The organism is Allotamlana fucoidanivorans, assembly GCF_045788535.1.
Taxonomy (GTDB): Bacteria; Bacteroidota; Bacteroidia; order Flavobacteriales; family Flavobacteriaceae; genus Allotamlana; species Allotamlana fucoidanivorans.
On the sequence record NZ_CP074074.1, the window covers coordinates 2,248,428 to 2,266,737 of the forward strand.

The following is an 18,310-nucleotide window of genomic DNA, read 5'->3' on the forward strand; positions in this document are numbered from 1 at the left end:
TAATCTAGAATTAACTAAATTTTAAACTAATGAAAAAAAACAAACGATTAAAGAATGTATTCTTTTTATTGCTAGTGTTTTGTGCTGTACTTTCTACTAGTGCGCAGCAAACCACAGTAAGTGGTATGGTTACATCGACTACAGACGGGATGTCACTTCCGGGAGTTAATGTTATTATTAAGGGTACACAATCAGGAACATCAACCGATTTTGATGGTAATTTTAGCATCGATACAGAAATAGGTTCTGTGCTTGTGTTCACGTATATTGGTTATATGGCACAAGAGGTTACTGTTGGCAATTCTAACACTATTAATGTAGTGTTAACTGAAGATGTAAGTGCTCTAGATGAAGTTGTGGTTGTTGGGTATGGTGCAGCCAAGCGTAGTGACTTAACGGGTTCGGTGTCATCTGTAAAGGCTGAACAACTAAGCGCTTTTCCTGTTTTAGATGCGCAACAGGCTCTACAAGGTCGCGCGGCAGGGGTGTCTGTTCAGTCCAATAATGGTGGTGAGCCAGGAGCGCCTATTAATGTTACCATTAGGGGTAATACATCAATTGGTGCAAGTAGTGCGCCACTAGTTGTTGTTGATGGTTTTGTGGGGGGCACATATCCACAACCACAAGATATTGCTTCTGTTGAAGTGTTAAAAGATGCTTCGGCAACAGCCATTTATGGTTCTCGAGGGGCTAATGGGGTTATTATGGTAACCACCAAAAAAGGTAAAAAAGGGAGAATGACAGTTGAGTTAAATACAAATTACACTGTTCAATCTGTCTCTAATACTATTGAGCTTTTAAATGCCGATGAGTTTGCAGCTTATCAACAGCAAATAAATTCAAACTACCAACAAGGACCTGCAAGAACAGATTGGCAAGATTTAATTTATCAAAATGGTCACACGTCAAATCATCAATTGTCGTTCTCAGGTGGGTCTGATAAAATTAACTATTACATTTCAGGAAACTATTTTGATCAAAAAGGAATTGTTGTTAATTCTGGGTTTGAGCGTTTTTCGTTTTTAAGCAATGTTGACGCTGATATTACCGATAAACTTAAAGTAGGGTTTAATGCCTTTGGAAGTCGCAGTACAAAAGACGGTGTTTCTACACAAGCCAATTCTGGAGGTCGAGGTAGCGGAGATGTTATATCTATTGCTTACCGATTTGCTCCCGATTTAGGAATAACTGATGAAAATGGAAATTACACTTTTAACTCAGTTGGTGATGATGTAGATAATCCTTTTGCTATAGCTACACAAACTCAAGATCGAACAACAACAGATCGCTACAGAGCAAATTTTTACGGACAATATGAAATTATTGAGGGCTTATCCTTTAAAACTACCTTTGGCTGGGCCACTCGTAATGAAGGTAGGGGAAGATTTCAACCATCTACTTTAATTACAACTGCTGGAGCTCAAGGTGGTATTGGCTCTTATCAGACTTTGAAAAATTCAAACATACTTTCCGAGAACTATCTTACCTATACTACCGAACTTGGTAAAGGTAATTTCACAGCTTTATTGGGGTATTCATTCCAAAAAGACAAAACAGAAACTGCATTTGCAGGTGCACAAGGTTTTGTAAGTAATAGTGTCTCGTATTATGATTTAGGTGGTGGTGCAGTGCCTTTGTTTCCTCAGTCTTCATTGTCTGAATTCGAATTACAATCGATTTACGGACGATTAAATTATGATTGGGATGATAAGTATTTAATCACACTCACAGGCCGTCGTGATGGCGCTTCAAATTTCGCTAAAAATGAGAAATATGCTTTTTTCCCGTCAGGAGCTTTAGGCTGGAAAGTGTCCAATGAAAATTTCTTAAAAGAAAATAATACTATCAATAACCTTAAATTAAGATACAGTTACGGGGTTACGGGTAATCCATCTATTGCACCATACCAATCTTTAGCTAGTTACCAGCCCATTTATGCGGTTACTGGTGGTGAAACAGTCAATGCCGTGGTTCCGCTTCAATTGGCTAACCCAGACTTAAAATGGGAATCTTCGTATCAATCTAACTTGGGGGTTGATTTGGGTTTATGGAAAAATAGATTGTCTTTATCTGTGGACGTGTATAATATTAACACCAAAGACTTAATTTTAGGTGACAGTTCGGTACCTGAATACACCGGATTTTTGAGGCTGGAAGCCTTGAAAAATATTGGAGAAATGAATAATAAAGGGGTGGAAATTGTGCTAACAAGTAAAAACATTGCTAATGATAACTTTTCTTGGACAACCGATTTTAATTGGTCAAGAAACCGAAATACAATTAAAACATTAGTAGGAGAACAAGACATATTTTTAAATTCAGCACCCGGACATTTTTTATTAAGTGAAACACATATTTTACGTGAAGGTGAGCCGGTGGGGCAGTTCTTTGGTTATGAGTATAAAGGTGTATACCAAGGTGGTGATTTACCAGCAGGCACCGCAACTTTTGGTGGAGCAGAGTCTGGAGCAGGTAACGAATTGTTTACTGATATTGATGGTGATGGGGCTATTACAACAGCAGACAGAAAAATTATTGGAGATCCTAATAAAGACTGGACGGCTGGTTTTAATAACACCTTAAGATACAAAAACTTCGATCTAAATGTTTTCTTTCAGGGAGCCGCAGGGGGCGATATTTATAGCTATACTTTATCTGAATTGGCCTCGGGTAGTTCTAATGCTACTAAAGAGGCTTTAAATGCTTGGACCCCCGGTAATCCTTCTAACGTTCCATCGGTTGCCGTAAGAGAAAAACGTATATCTTCAAGATTTGTATATGATGGCAGTTATATCAGATTACGAAATCTTGCCTTAGGGTATAACTTTCCAAGTACGCTTGTAAAAAAAATAGGAATGCAAAGTGCACGCGTTTCTGTGAGTGGTCAGAATTTATGGACCATAACCGACTATCCGGGTACAGATCCAGAGGTAAGCTACAGAAGTTCAGGTGGACAAAATAGTAATGTAAATCAAGGGTTTGATTATGGTAATTATCCTAATGTGGAGTCGGTTACTTTTAGTCTTAATCTTAAGTTTTAAAACTGATTGATTATGAATGTTTTAAATGCAAAATATCAAAAAATGAAAAATATAAAATATATATTCATATTGACGCTAGTGTCAATAGTAGGGTGCTCAGATTTAGAGGAAAACCCGATATCTGTACTTTCGCCTGATGGATTCTATCAATCATCCAGAGATGTGCAAACCACCATTAATGGATGCTATGGTAATATGACCGAGGAAGCTTTTTGGGGTAGAAAATTGTCTTTACCACTTATGCTAAGAAGTGATATGGTTGGTATTGGTGATGTAGGTACGGCCTCAAGGCGTATTGATCATGATAATTTTACCGTGAATGCTGATAACGGTATGATTACAGCCTTTTGGCCAAGAACATATCAAATTATAGCAGGAGCTAATGAAGCTATTGCTGGTGCATCTAAAATTTCTGAGTCTGAAGATATTTTAAATCCGATTACAGCTCAGGCGTATTTTGTGAGAGCTTACACCTATTTTCATTTAGTAAGATTGTTTGGTGATATTCCATACATTGACAACCCTGTGGATAATATCGAGGCGGCAAAGAACATATCAAAAACACCAGCTACTGAGGTTTATACCAAGATTATTGCCGATTTAGAATATGCTAAACAATGGTTGCCCGACGTACAATCGTCTAGATCATTACCTTCAAAAGCTACTGCAGCTGGCTATCTGGCATTAGTACATTTAACGATGAATGAGTTTGATAAAGCATACACCGAAGCAAAATTTGTTATTGATAATGAAAGCCGATTTGATTTGGTATTAGCGGATGATTTTCAAGACTTATTTGATGCAACAAAACAAGATGGTTTAAAGGAGTCACTTTTTGAGATTGATTATAATGGGTTTAGAGATGGAAATTACGGTACAGATTATCAGCCTGCTCTAACAGGAATTAGAGCTAATCAACGTGGAGATATTGGTGGCGGATGGTCTGTAGCCGTTCCTAATGTTGAAGTATATAACCGTTGGGACGGAAGAGATTACAGAAAAGCCGTTAGTTTAGATACTACTGCTGTTTTTGCAGGCGTTGAAGAGCCTTTTATGAACTTTCCAAATTTCGATTCAAGAAACATAGCAAGTCCATATATAGCAAAATATACCAGATTAATTGGACTAAGTGCGCAAGGTAATGGAAGAGCATCACAATTAAATTATGCTCAATTAAGATATGCAGAAGTCCTCTTGATAGCGGCTGAGGCATTAAATGAAATCAATCCAGGTTCTGCTGAGGCTGACGGATATATAAACCGTGTAAGAGCTAGAGCCAGAAATCAAGCAGGAACTATTACAGTATTTCCAGCCGATGTAACACCAGGAATGTCTCAAGAAGCCTTTAGAGATATGGTGCTTGAAGAGCGTAAATGGGAGTTGGCTTTTGAGTGCAAGCGTTGGTATGACATTAAAAGACGTCAATTAGGTGATGAGGTGTTTAGTGCCAGTGGTATAGAGCAGCGCCCTAACTTTTCTGCCTCAAGAGATTATTTGTTGCCATTACCAAGTGATGAATTACTGCGTAACTCTAATTTAGAACCCAATAATCCTGGATACTAATTTTGAAATATGAACAGAACTAATTTGATTATTTTCATTCTTGGATTTACATGCATAGTAGCGTGTAAATCCAAGGAAGAAAATAAGGCTTCAGAACCAACTACGGATGTTGAGGCTTTACTAAAAAACCGATATGCAATGCTTGCTGCTTATAAAGCTATTGCGAATGCATTTCCAAGAAGCTACAATCATAAAACCAAAACAATTCATAAAGTGCCTTCTAAAGATTGGACTAGTGGATTTTTTCCAGGAAATCTGTGGCAGATTTATGAGATCACAGGTGACGAAACCTTCATGGAAAAAGCAAAAGTTTGGACGGCTTTGGTAGAAAAAGAAAAGCGCAATGGCGGAACCCACGATATGGGTTTTAAAATTTATTGCAGCTTTGGTAATGGTTTGAAGCACACAGATTCAGTACACTATAAACAAGTAATAATTGAAAGTGCTAAAACCCTAAGCACTCGATATGATGAAAAAATAGGGAGTATACGGTCTTGGGATTTTAATTCAGATACATGGCAGTTTCCAGTAATTATTGACAATATGATGAATTTAGAATTGCTTTTTGAGGCCACTAAATTATCAGGTGATAGTTTGTATCATGACATTGCTTTTAAACACGCTGAAACTACCATGAAAAATCACTTTAGACCAGACAACAGTACCTGGCATGTTTTAGATTATGATACCATTTCTGGTCAAGTAAGAGCGCGGGTAACACATCAAGGTATTCATGACGACTCTGCGTGGGCTCGTGGACAAGCCTGGGCTATAAATGGGTTTGTAATGGTGTATCGATACACGAAAGACGAACGTTTTTTAAACAGAGCAAAAGCAACAGCCAATTATTTTATTAATCATAAACATTTACCAGAAGATGGTATTCCGTATTGGGATTTTGATGCCCCTAACATACCCAATGAATCTCGTGATGTTTCGGCAGCGGTCATTGTGGCTTCTGGTTTGGTAGAGTTGTATCAATACACCCATGATGATGCCTATATAAACTATAGTAGACAGGTGGTTAATAGTTTAAAATCAGAACAATATATACTGCCGGCCGATTTAGATATCCCCTTTATTCTTGATCATAGTTTTGGTGATTGGTCACATAAAATGGAAATGGATGAGCCTATTGTTTATGGTGATTATTATTTTTTACAAACCATACTTCGTTTAAAGAATTTAGAAACTCAGAATCCATGATGGATCAGGATGGTTGAAAAACTTAATTAGAATATTTTTGATGCACAACAAGGTTTTTGCATCTTGTTAATAAAAGCACTTAATTTTACATCCGTTATTAAAATAATGAAATCAATTTTATATGTCATTACATTGGGATTTAGCATGCTATTGTCTTTGGGTTCTTTCGCTGCGAACAGTAACCCTTTAATTCGAAAAAGGACTAATATAAATTCCGATTGGGAGTATTTGGAGCGTGATGTTAAATCTCCAAAAGAAGCGCTCAGCCATTTCGATTGGGAAGAGATTGATTTACCGCACACGTGGAATGCTCTAGATGCAACCGATGTAACTCCCGGCTACAGACGCAGTGCAAGTTGGTATAAAAAAGACATATTTATTGATAAGGTGAATAATAAACAGATATACCAACTATATTTTGAGGGTGTTAACATTACAAGCGCTGTTTATGTAAACGGTGATTATGTTGGTGGTCATGTAGGTGGATATATTGGTTTTAGCGTGGATATATCAATGGTTGTACATAACGGGTATAATGAAGTGATGGTACGCGTTGATAATGGCTATAATCCTGAAGTTATTCCTTCTCAAAAAAGTGACTTTTTCATTTTTGGAGGTATCACGCGTGATGTTTGGTTGGAAGTATTACCAAAGCAGTATTTATCTGATTTAAAAATTGAGACACCAAAGGTGTCAGATACTATGGCTTTGTTAAGAGCTAATGCTTTCTTAAAGGGTTATAACAAATCCAAAAAACAAGTAATAAAGGCACTGTTAATAGATGCTGAAGGAAATACGGTGTCTGTCACCAAAGGAAAACTGAAAAAAAATAAGGTAGAGGTTCAGTTTAAAGCTATTCGCAACCCTAAGTTATGGGATGTAGAAACCCCTTATTTATATACGCTTAAATTACAGTTGGAAGAGAATAATAAGCTCACCGATGAAGTTGTACAAAAAGTAGGGTTTAGATGGTTTGAATTTAAAGACTATGGTGCGTTTTATTTAAATGGTAAACGTGTGTTGTTAAGAGGAACACACAGGCATGAAGAGCACGCCGGTGTGGGAGCAGCTATGAGTAATGCTCAACATAAAGCAGACATGGAGCTCATTAAGGAAATGGGGGCTAATTTTGTAAGATTAGCACATTATCCGCAAGACCCAGAGGTGTATAAAGCCTGTGATGAATTAGGGTTGTTAGTTTGGGATGAATTGCCCTGGTGTCGTGGTGGAGTTGGTAATGAAGCCTGGAAAAAGAACACCAAGAAAATGCTTCAAGAAATTATAAATCAAAATTATAACCATCCGTCCATTATTCTTTGGTCTTTAGGGAATGAAATTTATTGGTTACCCGATTTTGAAGGAGGAGGAGATATAGGGGCTATGAATGCCTATTTACAGGAATTAAATGATTACGCTCATGAGCTCGATCCTTCAAGAAAGACAGCGATAAGAAAGTATTATGAAGGAGCTCATATTGTTGATGTATTTTCGCCTTCAATATGGTCAGGTTGGTATTCTGGAAGTTATAAAAGCTATCAGAAAGCTATTGATACCTATAAAGCGCAATACCCACACTTTTTACATGCTGAATATGGTGGGTCAAGTCATGTTGGACGTCATACAGAGAATCCCATTACGGGCGAAGGAAAAATTGAATCTGATGGCTGGGAAGAAGCCATTGTGCAAACCGATGTGGCCAATATAGCTCAAATTGGCGATTGGAGTGAAAATTATATTGTTGATTTATTTGATTGGCATTTAAGAATTTCTGAGAATGATTCAACATTTGTAGGGAATGTGCAATGGGCATTTAAAGATTTTGGTACACCCCTAAGGCCTGAAAATGCCATACCTTATATGAATCAAAAAGGATTGGTAGATCGCGCGGGAAACCCCAAAGATGCCTTTTATGTATTTAAAAGTTATTGGAGTACGTCACCATTCGTGTATATAGAATCGCATACCTGGACAGAGCGTCAAGGGCCTAAAGGAAAAAAGCGGTCGGTTAGTGTTTATAGTAATTGTCCCGAGGTTGAACTATTTCTTAATGGCGAAAGTTTGGGGGTAAAACAACGTGATATAAAACAATTTCCTGCTGCTGGACTGAGCTGGGATATAAATTTTAAGGAAGGCGATAATACGTTAAGGGCTATTGGTGTTACTGAAACAAGTAATCCTGAGGATGAGTTAACTGTAAACTACAGATATGTTAAAAGTGGGAAAGCTCGTGCCTTGACTTTAGGTTATGAGCAACTTGAAAATGGAAATTATTTAGTAACAGCTACGGCTGTTGATGCTGACGGATTACGCTGTTTAGACTATGAGAAGCGGGTTTATTTTCAATGCTTAAATGGAGGAGAAGTCATGAAAAGTTTAGGAACACCAACTGGTAGCGAAGTTATTGAAATGGCCAATGGGAGAGCATCTATTGAAGTTAAAAGAGTGTCAAAAAGTAAACCTTTAAAAATGATGGTGCTAAACCAAAGTTTTAAAGGGACTTATTTAAACATTGAATAAATTTTGAGTTTGTTTTTATAGTTGTTTAACCAAGGTTCAATAGAATATTGGTTGATTTTCGAGTAGTTTGGTTTTAGTTGTTACATAGCATATCTAATTTTAGATATGCTATTTCTCTTTCTTTTGAAGCTTAGAAGTACCAGTGAGTTTATTAATAGTAATTTTTGGGTTTTCGTACAGGTAAATACCGCTGGTACCAGATGCTTCAATGGTAATGTTTTCTAGTACTTCAAGATAGGCATCACTATTCATATCACAAATAATATTACACGTGTTTATAGTAAAGTTTTTACCATCAAATTCAGTGGTATTGTCTAAGTCTATAATAGCCATATCGCATGCACCTTCAATGGTGCTAGTAGCACGCTGAAATTGCGTAACAGCGCATTGTGCACTATTAACTAAGGCTTCTAATTTTGAATAGCCGTTTAAAAGGGCTGTGAAATTTTTACTGGTTACGTTGAGTTTTACAGTGCTTTTATCGTCACTCTCTAAATTAAATTGATCAGATTTAACGGTTAGTCCTACTTTTGAAGTTCCTTTAACTTTCAGATTAAAATGCTTCGCATCCAATGTGACTAATGATAACACTTCAGCTTTATCATTGGTTTCAATACTTTTTAAGGCTTCATTGTATTTTACCTTTATATTCAGCCTTTTTTTTGAAGTGATTTTTGCTGCTTTTCTAAAACTAAGCACGCTATCAATAACCTCAAAAACAATAATATCATGAAGGTTTTCATCGGTTTCTATTTCAACCTCGGGTGTTCTACTATAAATTATTTCTACATTGAAATCGTCATCTAGTATGAGGGTGTGAAACGGACTTAACTCGGTATTTTGAGTGCTAACCATTCTATTACCTTTTACTTTTTCTGTTTTTTGTGCCTGCATATTTAAATGGCAAATAGAAAAGAAGGCCAGAAGTAAAGAAATTTTTCTCATACTATAATTGGATTAATTATAAGGTCAATATACAAAAAAGCCATTTCAAACCTTCTAATTGATTGAAATGACTTATATGATTAGTTGACAGCTAGAACTTTTTGTTATTTTTGAGTAACGCTCCCAGAGGGACCATCACTTTTTTCAACTTTTTCTGGATTTCCATAGTATTTAACATCGCCCCCGCTACTGGCCTTAGCAATTAATTCTTTCGAGGTGTTAACGGTTATATCGGCACCGCTTGTGGCTTTTACCTGACTTGATTCGGCAAATAGATCAGCAGCCTTTATGTCGCTACCGCTTGTTGCTTCGGCAGTTAAACGTATTGTGGACCCAGAAATTTTCATGTCGCTTCCGCTAGTAGATTTACAACTTAAGGATTGTGTTTTTACATTAAGCTTCATATCACTACCGCTGGTGGATTTCAAAGTCAGGTAATCTGTAGTAATGGTATTTGTAGTGTACACGTCACTTCCGCTAGTAGAAACAATGCTTTCTATGTCTTTGAAGCTCACTATAACTTTTTTTGAATGTGCTTTGCCAATATTTTCTTTGGTATGAATTTTTAAAACACCATCATTTATGTCTGTTAGTATGAGTTCATGAAGGTTTTCATCAGCCTCTACAACAATTTCTTCAATATTTGATTGTGTTAAATATACATCTAAACCTTCAGAAGCTTTGATGGTTGTAAAGGATTGGGTAACGGGCCGCGCTTTAGTTTTAATTTTACCATTACCGGTAACACCAGTTCCTAAATTGATATCAAAGTTGCAGGAAAAGACCGTTAAACTTAAAATAGTGGCTACAATGATTTTGATTAGCGTTGTCATAATTGTTCGTTTTTTGATTGATGAGTTGTTCAAATATCAAGACTTTGGTAATTGTTTTTTAATCTGAATATCTGAATTGTTGATTTTTATTGATGAATTGTTACTCTTCGGCTTTTATTTCTATACCGTTTGAATCTATTTTAACTTTTACGTCTTCAGCTTCTGCTTTAACCCCAGAGCGGTCTATTTTTACATGTGTTTCGTCTGCATGAATTTCAATACCATCATCATTTATTTTTAAACCAGGTGTATCTACTTTAATGGTTTTTTCTTCAATGGGGCAGTCTAAGCATTCTGAATTATTTTCAAGTATTTTTAAATAATGACTGGTGGTTTTACTAGATACAATGTTGCCATCATATTTTCTGTAATTTAAAAAGGATTTAGTGTTATTATTAAAAAAAACTACCATATCTTCAGGAAGATATAAGGTGATATTAATATCTTGATCACTAAACTTGTTTACTGGATCGGTACTGAAAAAAGAGTCTAGAAATAAGGTGTTATTATTGAAACTGAAATTATAGTCAATATTTTTGGCACGTTCAATGGCGCGTTCATAATTTCTGCCATCGGCACTTTTTTCTATGGCTATAGATGCCACAGAATCAGTGGTTGATTTTACTATAATATCTATGTCTGCAGAGTATATTAGCTTGTTTCCTTCGGCATCATGCGCCACTTTTAAATTGTTATGACGGTAGAAATTTCGATTGAATTTATCATCATTTACCATTTTTACAATTAATGTATCTGTTGCGGTAATGGCCAGCTCAGTTTTTGTAATATGTGATTCTTCAAAAGCATGTTCACTAGCCTGTCTTATACCTACAACAATGAGAGCTATGATAGACATAAGCCACAAGCCTAGAAGGGTGAATTTGGCGATGTTACCAATAGATTTTAAATTGTTGATAAGAATCTTTAAACCCAAATAGAATAGGAAAAAGAAAGGAATACCAGCGGTGAAAAATACAAGTAAAGAAACAAGCCATAACGGGGTGTTGCCAGCATTGGCAATTTCAACCATATCTAGTCCAGGGATGTGTACAATATCTGCTATACCTAATGAAAATAAACCAATGATTAATGCTATAATGGTTGTTGCCCCAACAATAATGAGTATCACACCAATGAATTTTGCAATCACCTTGAAGAAAAACATAATAACATCTGCTAAGGTGTCAAAAAAAGTTCTTGATGATGATTTTATAGAATTAGCATGTTTTTTTACATCTACATTTTTGGCTGCATTTGATACCGAGTCACTGACATTTTTAGCAACGTCGCCAACAGTATCGGTCACGGTATCAAAGCCATCTTTTATTTTTTTTTCAATATTGCTAATGTTTACAGGTTCACCTGTCATAATCAGTTTTTCAGCCGTTGTTTTAGCTTCAGGGACTAATATCCAAAGTAGAATGTATAAAAGAATACCTGTGCCAGCACCAAATATGAGTAGAATCCAAGCGAGTCTAATCCAAATAGCATCAATGCCAAAATAGTGACCTAAACCAGATGATACACCACCAATATAGGAGTTTTCAGTGTCTCTAAACAGACGTCTAGACGGTGAAGATTTTTGCTTATAGTTTACCTTTGGCTCATCTTCAAATATTTCATCATCTACCAGATAGTCTTCAGGTTGCCCCATTATGGCAATAATCTCGTCAACTTCTTTCAATCCAATAACTTGTTTGTCATTTTGTACACGTTCACTAAACAATTCAGAAATACGTGCTTCAATATCTGCTATAATTTCAGAACGACCTTGAGAGTCGGTAAATGAACGTTTTATAGCCTCCAGGTAGCGTTGTAGTTTTAAGTACGCATCTTCATCAATATGAAAAAATATACCTGCTAAATTTATGTTGACAGTTTTATTCATTTGTAGTATTTTTTTTGGCGGTTACTATGTTAACGGCATTTTGTAATTCATTCCAAGTGGTATCCAATTCTTTTAAAAACAGCTTACCTGTTTCGGTTAGGCCATAATATTTTCTTGGAGGACCAGAGGTGGACTCTTCCCAACGATAGTTTAGAAGTCCGGCGTTTTTTAATCGGGTAAGCAAAGGGTAAATAGTACCCTCTACTACGAGCAACTTGGCGTCTTTCAGCGTTTCTAAAATTTCTGCTACATAGGCGTCTTGATCTTTCAAAACAGAGAGTATGCAGAATTCTAAAACGCCTTTACGCATTTGTGCTTTTGTGTTTTCTATCTTCATGTTGTCATGCGTTTAATGTGGTGAAACTGTTCATTTTTTGATGGATTTGATGATGATTATTTTGATGAAATGTTTTATTCTTTTTAGTCTGTGTTTCTACTAGTAATCATTTGATTAAACTTATTTTAAAAACTGAATGGTCAATGGGTAGTTAAAGCGTTTTCCATCTCTAGCTTTAAGGCTGGCAATAACAATGAATACCAGTTCTATAATAAATCCTAATATAGCAATGGCTCCCAAAAATCCTCCTAAGTATAATAGTGGTGATGGTTTGCCTATATTAAAGCTAAAGTTTTCAAAGCCATGAAATTCAATAAAGTCTATACCGTTAAATATTTTGAATACAAAAAACGGAATGGTTAGTGTCCCCAAAATAATAGCATATAGTAGAATACTCATTTGGAAATTAATTGTCTGTTTGCCATGGTTGTCTATAAAATCAGATTTCTCTTTGTTAGTAATCCATAATATAATGGGGCCAATAAAGTTTCCGAAAGGAATAAAAAACCGACTAAAAGTAGAAAGGTGAATGAAGGTGGCGATGTTTTTGTGATGATTGTTTAACATGATTTTTTGATGAATGATTAAAACATATAATAGTTTCTTATGCAAATATATGTCTAAAAACAAGTATTATGTTACGCATAGTACTTAAAATTAACAAAATATTAACATTTACTAATAGGCATTAATTTCATAACTTACTGCAAATTAAAGTTGTGTTATTATGCGTTTAACAGCCAGAAAACTAAATAGTTTCATGTTATTTAAGCTGCCTGCAGCGTTTATTTGTGGGGTAAGAGCAAAAGAATTAAATGATTCAAAATGTGAAGTCACTGTAAAGTACCGTTGGATTAATCAAAACCCATTTAAATCTATGTTTTGGGCGGTGCAAGGTATGGCTGCAGAGTTTTCAACAGGCGCGTTAATGATGCTTAAAATTCAAAATACAGGAAGGCGCATGTCTATGTTGGTCACTTCAAATCAGGCTTCATTTACAAAAAAGGCAATAGGGAGAATCAACTTTACTTGTAACGACGGGCATAACATTGATGCTGTTTTAAAACACGCTATTGAAACAGGTGAGGGGCAGGTTGTCACATTAACATCAACAGGTGTAGATGGTTCAGGAGATATCGTTTCTAGCTTTTCTTTTGAATGGAGTGTTAAGCTTAAAAAGGAATAATCGCTTTTTTGTAACAAAATTCAAGGAACATTAACAAATAGTCTAATAACAATTAAAATAAAGTTTTATGACAGCACATGAAATAGATTATAAAATTTATGGTGAAGAAATGCAATATGTGGAGATTGAGTTAGATCCGCAAGAAGGTGTGGTAGCCGAAGCAGGAAGTTTTATGATGATGGATGATGGTATAAAAATGGAAACTATTTTTGGTGATGGCTCACAGAAAGATTCTGGGTTTTTAGGGAAAATACTTGGTGCAGGAAAGCGTATATTAACAGGAGAGAGTTTATTCATGACAGCGTTTTATAACACCTTATCGGGAAAACGGCATGTGTCTTTTGCATCACCTTACCCTGGAAAAATAATTCCTATTGATTTAACACGTTTTGGCGGTAAGTTTATTTGTCAAAAAGATGCCTTTTTATGCGCGGCAAAAGGAGTGAGTATTGGTATTGAATTTTCAAAAAGACTGGGGCGTGGGCTATTTGGTGGTGAAGGCTTTATTATGCAAAAACTTGAAGGTGATGGTATGGCGTTTGTTCATGCTGGAGGTACCACCGCCGTTAAAGAATTAGGAGTTGGTGAAATATTAAGGGTTGATACAGGGTGTATTATTGGTTTTGATCAAACGATTGACTACGATGTTGAATTTATTGGAGGTATAAAAAACTCCATTTTTGGTGGTGAAGGTTTGTTTTTTGCCAAGTTACAGGGGCCAGGAACCGTTTATATTCAGTCTTTACCTTTTAGTAGGTTAGCCGGACGTGTATGGGCCGCTGCGCCAAAAGGAGGCGGTAAAGATAAGGGAGAAGGGAGTATATTAGGAGGTCTTGGCGATTTACTGGATGGTGATAACAAATTTTAATGTGTTAATTTTCTACTAAAATAAATGCGTTAACGTTTTTTTTAGTAAATTTAAGCGTTAATAAAAATAACAAGCCTATTACCAAATCTACTATACAAACAACATCAAAAAACCTTAACAAAAAAATGGCGAGAGCAATGCTTGAGTACACTAAAACTATACTAAATAAAGTTAGTTTTGATACAACACTGTTTTGCAAAGAAGTACAAAAGGCACTTGAAAGATTGTTGCCTTATGAAATTGAAGAACTTAAAATATTTATTTATTCTTTAGTACGGCAAAACCCAGATTTAAATCAATGTTTAATTTATTTAAAAGAATAAAAACAGCGACCCATTGTGGTCGCTGTTTTGTTTCCTATTTAGGTAATGGACTTATTATTTTTACATTTTGAAATGCAATCGCACCGCGTATAATACCAGATATTACATCTTGAAGTGCTTCAATAATTTGCATTTTTAATTCGCTTTTGTGGTAAATAATGCTAACCTCACGGGCAGGTGAAGGCTCTTTAAAGTAGTGTAGATTCTCTTTTTCACTATCATTAATATCTAAAGTGTGTAAAAAGGGTAAGAGGGTCATACCCAAACCTTCATTTGATAATTTTATTAACGTTTCAATACTACCACTCTCAAGTTGAAATTTATCGTCTGTATGATTTTTTAAGCCTTTGCATAAGTGAAGTACGCTGTCTTTAAAACAGTGCCCGTCTTCAAGTAATAGCATGTCATTGATGTCTAATTCGGTAATATCTATGGTTTTGTTTTTGTGAAGCTTGTGCCCTTTTGGAATGTAACTTACAAAGGGTTCAAAATAAAGTACACGCTCTTTTATATTTTCATCTTCAAGAGGAGTGGCCGCAATAGCAGCGTCTAGGTGCCCTTCTTTAATTCGAGTTATAATTTCTTCAGTCGTTAATTCTTCTATTTTTAGTTTGACCTTAGGATGCTTTTTTATAAAGGTTTTAAGAAACATAGGAAGCAATGTAGGCATAATAGTAGGAATAATTCCTAACTTAAATTCGCCTCCTATAAATCCTTTTTGTTGATCTACAATATCCTGAATTCGGTAAGATTCGTTAACAATATTTCTGGCTTGTGTTACAATCTTTTTACCTACTTCAGTAAGTTCAATGGGTTTTTTGCTTCTATCAAAAATTTGAACATCCAGTTGATCCTCCAATTTTTGTATTTGCATACTTAAGGTAGGTTGCGTTACAAAACATTTTTCAGCCGCTTTGGTGAAATTTTGGTTTTCGGCCACAGCCAAAACATAGTATAATTGTGTTATTGTCATATCGTACAAATTCAGGTTATAAAAATATAAAAACTATCAATAAAATTTATAGTTTTGATAGTTAATTATAAATTAAATATGTTGAATAATAAGTAGTATATATGATATTGAATGGTGTTAAAAAGAAAAAACTAATTTTGATGATGAGGTCTTGGTTAAATGAAACCGCGTAATGGTTAGTAAAATAAATTCATTTGAAAGACCAATTTTCATGTAAAAATCACCTTGACCATTTATAACAAGCCTCTTGCTTTTAGTTCAAGGTATTTATTGATGGTATTAATGGTTAAATGTTCGGGTGATGTAAGGATAGCATGTATGCCATATTTTTTGAGCTCATTTACAATAAGACGTTTTTCAAAAGCAAACTTTTCGGCTATTACTTTGTTATACACGTCTTTAACTGTATTAGCCTTGGTTTGTATTATTTTATTGAGCTCAGTGTTTTTGAAAAAAATGACCACAAGTAAATGACTCTTGTTAATGGCTTTTAAATACGGAAGTTGCCTTTCTAAACCATCAAGAGTTTCAAAGTTGGTGTACATTAACAGCAAACTACGTTGGGTTATATGTCTTTTTATGTTTCCGTAGAGTCTGCTAAAATCGGTTTCAAAAAAATCTGTTTTAACATTGTAAAGGGATTCTAATATGAGTTGCATTTGAGCATTTCTGCGCTCAGCAGCTACAATATTTTCAATACGTTTTGAAAAAGAGAGCATACCTGCTTTATCATGTTTTTTTAATACAACATTACTAATAACAAGCGCCGAATTAATGGCATAATCAAGAAGACTTAAGCCTTCAAAAGGCATTTTCATAACACGCCCTTTGTCTATTAAGGTATAGACGGGTTGTGATTTTTCGTCCTGAAACTGATTCACCATAAGCTGATTTTTTTTGGCTGTAGCTTTCCAGTTTATGGTTCTTAAATCGTCTCCAGTTACATAGTCTTTAATTTGCTCAAATTCCATGGAATGCCCTAGGCGTCTCGTTTTTTTTAATCCGTATTCTAATGCATTTTTATTGATATTTAAAAGTTCAAATGCTTTTAGCTGCAAGAAACTAGGATAGGTAGGTACCATAGTATGATGGCAAAACATGTAACGTTTGGCTACTAATTTTAGCACGGAACAGGTGTATATATTTAATTTTCCAAAGTGATATTCTCCACGTTCTGTTGGTTTTAATTGGTATGAAATCTCTTTTGCTTTTCCTGATGACACACACGTATTTATTTTGAAATCTCTAATCTGAAATTGAACAGGGATTTCGTCAATAATTTCTAAATGTGTTGAAAATGAATACTGGTTGGTTAGTTTTAGTACTACCGTATTTTTGTCGCCGTTTGAGAATTTATCTGGTAAAATACGTGTTGCTACAATTTTATTTTTTCCTATAAAAATGATTAAAAAATCAAATAAAAACAGAAGTGCCAGAATAAAAAGAAGAAGTTGAGCTACATTAAACAGCACCGAAACAAAATAGCTTAAAGCAAATAGAACAACAATGCTTATACCTACATAAAAAAAACGGGGTTGTATGTAAAATGACTTTAAAAGTGTCAAGGTTATATCTTTTTCTGGTATATTATTTACTATCTAGGAATTTCAGTCGATTCAATAATTTGTTTTATAATCTGCTTACTATTCACGCCTTCCATTTCGCGTTCTGGTGTTACAATGACTCTATGATGAAGCACAGGAATAGCAGCACGTTTTATGTCTTCAGGCGTAACAAAATCTCTGCCAGCCATAGCAGCAAAAGCTTTGCTTGCTTTTAAAATGGCTATAGAAGCTCTGGGTGATGCCCCCAAATATAAAAACGGATTATTTCTTGTGGACACAATGAGTTGTGCAATATATTTTAAAAGGTGTTCTTCAACTAAAACTTGAGTAACTAAACTTTGATAATGTGTTATTTGATTGGCTTGTAAAAAAGAAGAGACCTCATTGGTTTTTATTTTGTCTTGCCATTGATGTTCTCTGTTTAATATTTCAACTTCTTCGTCTAAATTAGGGTAGTTCACATCAATTTTAAATAAAAACCGGTCCAATTGCGCTTCAGGTAATCTATAGGTGCCTTCTTGTTCAATGGGGTTTTGTGTAGCTAAAACCATAAAAGGAGCGTTAAGTGTAAACCTATTACCATCAATGGTAATTTGTTGTTCTTCCATCACTTCAAAAAGAGCCGCCTGTGTTTTTGCTGGAGCGCGGTTAATCTCATCAATTAGAATCATATTTGAAAAAATAGGCCCCTTTTTAAATTCAAACTCAGAATCTTTAAGGTTGAATACAGAAGTACCTAGAATGTCGCTAGGCATTAGGTCTGGCGTAAATTGTATTCTGCTAAACCCAACGTTCAATGCTTTTGCCAGTAATTTGGCCGTAACTGTTTTTGCTACACCAGGAACACCTTCAATTAGGGCGTGGCCTTTCGCTAAAAGTGAGGCAATAAGCATATCAACCATGTCTTTTTGGCCAACAATAACTTTGCCAATTTCGTTCCTTATGATTTGAACATTTTGTTGTAATTCGGATAAGTCGAGTCTGTTTTGAAATGTCAATTCACTTTCAGATTCCACGGTTGGTTGGTTTTCTGAACTAGTATGTGGGTCTTGCTTTGGCATGAAA

The 18,310-nt window shown here is 35.3% G+C and carries 15 protein-coding genes; 7 read left to right on the plus strand and 8 right to left on the minus strand.

Annotated features, from left to right (window positions below):
- Positions 1-29 precede the first annotated feature (29 nt).
- The 4 genes from KFZ70_RS09870 to KFZ70_RS09885 all read left to right on the plus strand — a co-directional run bounded on the left by KFZ70_RS09870 (position 30) and on the right by KFZ70_RS09885 (position 8,327).
- Positions 30-3,041: a TonB-dependent receptor gene (locus KFZ70_RS09870; RefSeq protein WP_139695515.1), complete on the plus strand. Its 3,012-nt coding sequence runs from the start codon at positions 30-32 to the stop codon at positions 3,039-3,041.
- A gap of 42 nt (positions 3,042-3,083) precedes the next feature.
- Positions 3,084-4,604, plus strand: coding sequence for a RagB/SusD family nutrient uptake outer membrane protein (locus KFZ70_RS09875; RefSeq protein ID WP_139695513.1), 1,521 nt, complete (start codon positions 3,084-3,086; stop codon positions 4,602-4,604).
- Positions 4,605-4,613: 9 nt separating this feature from the next.
- The gene (locus KFZ70_RS09880) at positions 4,614-5,810 is read left to right on the plus strand and encodes a glycoside hydrolase family 88 protein (protein WP_139695511.1); all 1,197 of its coding nucleotides are present in this window, start codon (positions 4,614-4,616) and stop codon (positions 5,808-5,810) included.
- A gap of 105 nt (positions 5,811-5,915) precedes the next feature.
- Entirely contained in the window at positions 5,916-8,327 is a 2,412-nt protein-coding gene (locus tag KFZ70_RS09885) for a glycoside hydrolase family 2 TIM barrel-domain containing protein (RefSeq protein ID WP_139695509.1), read from the plus strand.
- A gap of 108 nt (positions 8,328-8,435) precedes the next feature.
- Here KFZ70_RS09885 and KFZ70_RS09890 read toward each other — a convergent pair whose 3' ends face one another.
- The 5 genes from KFZ70_RS09890 to KFZ70_RS09910 all read right to left on the minus strand — a co-directional run bounded on the left by KFZ70_RS09890 (position 8,436) and on the right by KFZ70_RS09910 (position 12,897).
- Positions 8,436-9,272 (minus strand): GIN domain-containing protein, encoded by an 837-nt coding sequence (locus tag KFZ70_RS09890; RefSeq protein WP_233244014.1) that lies wholly within the window; start codon positions 9,270-9,272, stop codon positions 8,436-8,438.
- Between the two features lie 104 nt (positions 9,273-9,376).
- Complete coding sequence (locus tag KFZ70_RS09895) at positions 9,377-10,105, minus strand: head GIN domain-containing protein (protein ID WP_139695507.1); 729 nt, start codon at positions 10,103-10,105, stop codon at positions 9,377-9,379.
- Between the two features lie 100 nt (positions 10,106-10,205).
- Entirely contained in the window at positions 10,206-11,993 is a 1,788-nt protein-coding gene (locus tag KFZ70_RS09900) for a PspC domain-containing protein (RefSeq protein WP_139695505.1), read from the minus strand.
- Positions 11,986-12,330, minus strand: a complete 345-nt coding sequence (locus tag KFZ70_RS09905) for a PadR family transcriptional regulator (RefSeq protein ID WP_139695503.1) — start codon at positions 12,328-12,330, stop codon at positions 11,986-11,988. The genes KFZ70_RS09900 and KFZ70_RS09905 overlap by 8 nt, the downstream gene beginning before the upstream one ends.
- 120 nt (positions 12,331-12,450) lie before the next feature.
- Positions 12,451-12,897, minus strand: coding sequence for a DUF4870 domain-containing protein (locus tag KFZ70_RS09910; protein WP_139695501.1), 447 nt, complete (start codon positions 12,895-12,897; stop codon positions 12,451-12,453).
- A 160-nt stretch (positions 12,898-13,057) separates the two neighbouring features.
- Here KFZ70_RS09910 and KFZ70_RS09915 point away from each other — a divergent pair, with 160 nt between their 5' ends.
- The 3 genes from KFZ70_RS09915 (at position 13,058) to KFZ70_RS09925 (ending at position 14,707) form a co-directional block, all read left to right on the plus strand.
- The gene (locus KFZ70_RS09915; RefSeq protein ID WP_139695499.1) at positions 13,058-13,516 is read left to right on the plus strand and encodes a DUF4442 domain-containing protein; all 459 of its coding nucleotides are present in this window, start codon (positions 13,058-13,060) and stop codon (positions 13,514-13,516) included.
- Between the two features lie 67 nt (positions 13,517-13,583).
- Positions 13,584-14,384: a TIGR00266 family protein gene (locus tag KFZ70_RS09920; protein ID WP_139695498.1), complete on the plus strand. Its 801-nt coding sequence runs from the start codon at positions 13,584-13,586 to the stop codon at positions 14,382-14,384.
- A gap of 125 nt (positions 14,385-14,509) precedes the next feature.
- Positions 14,510-14,707: a hypothetical protein gene (locus KFZ70_RS09925; RefSeq protein WP_139695496.1), complete on the plus strand. Its 198-nt coding sequence runs from the start codon at positions 14,510-14,512 to the stop codon at positions 14,705-14,707.
- Positions 14,708-14,741: 34 nt separating this feature from the next.
- On the opposite strand, the gene KFZ70_RS09930 is transcribed toward KFZ70_RS09925, so the two are convergent.
- The 3 genes from KFZ70_RS09930 to KFZ70_RS09940 form a co-directional block, all read right to left on the minus strand.
- Entirely contained in the window at positions 14,742-15,680 is a 939-nt protein-coding gene (locus tag KFZ70_RS09930; RefSeq protein ID WP_139695494.1) for a hydrogen peroxide-inducible genes activator, read from the minus strand.
- Positions 15,681-15,913: 233 nt separating this feature from the next.
- Positions 15,914-17,245 carry a DUF58 domain-containing protein gene (locus tag KFZ70_RS09935; RefSeq protein ID WP_139695492.1) on the minus strand — a complete coding sequence of 444 codons (1,332 nt, stop codon included), beginning with the start codon at positions 17,243-17,245 and terminating at the stop codon, positions 15,914-15,916.
- Between the two features lie 29 nt (positions 17,246-17,274).
- Positions 17,275-18,306, minus strand: a complete 1,032-nt coding sequence (locus KFZ70_RS09940) for a MoxR family ATPase (RefSeq protein WP_139695580.1) — start codon at positions 18,304-18,306, stop codon at positions 17,275-17,277.
- Positions 18,307-18,310: the final 4 nt, after the last annotated feature.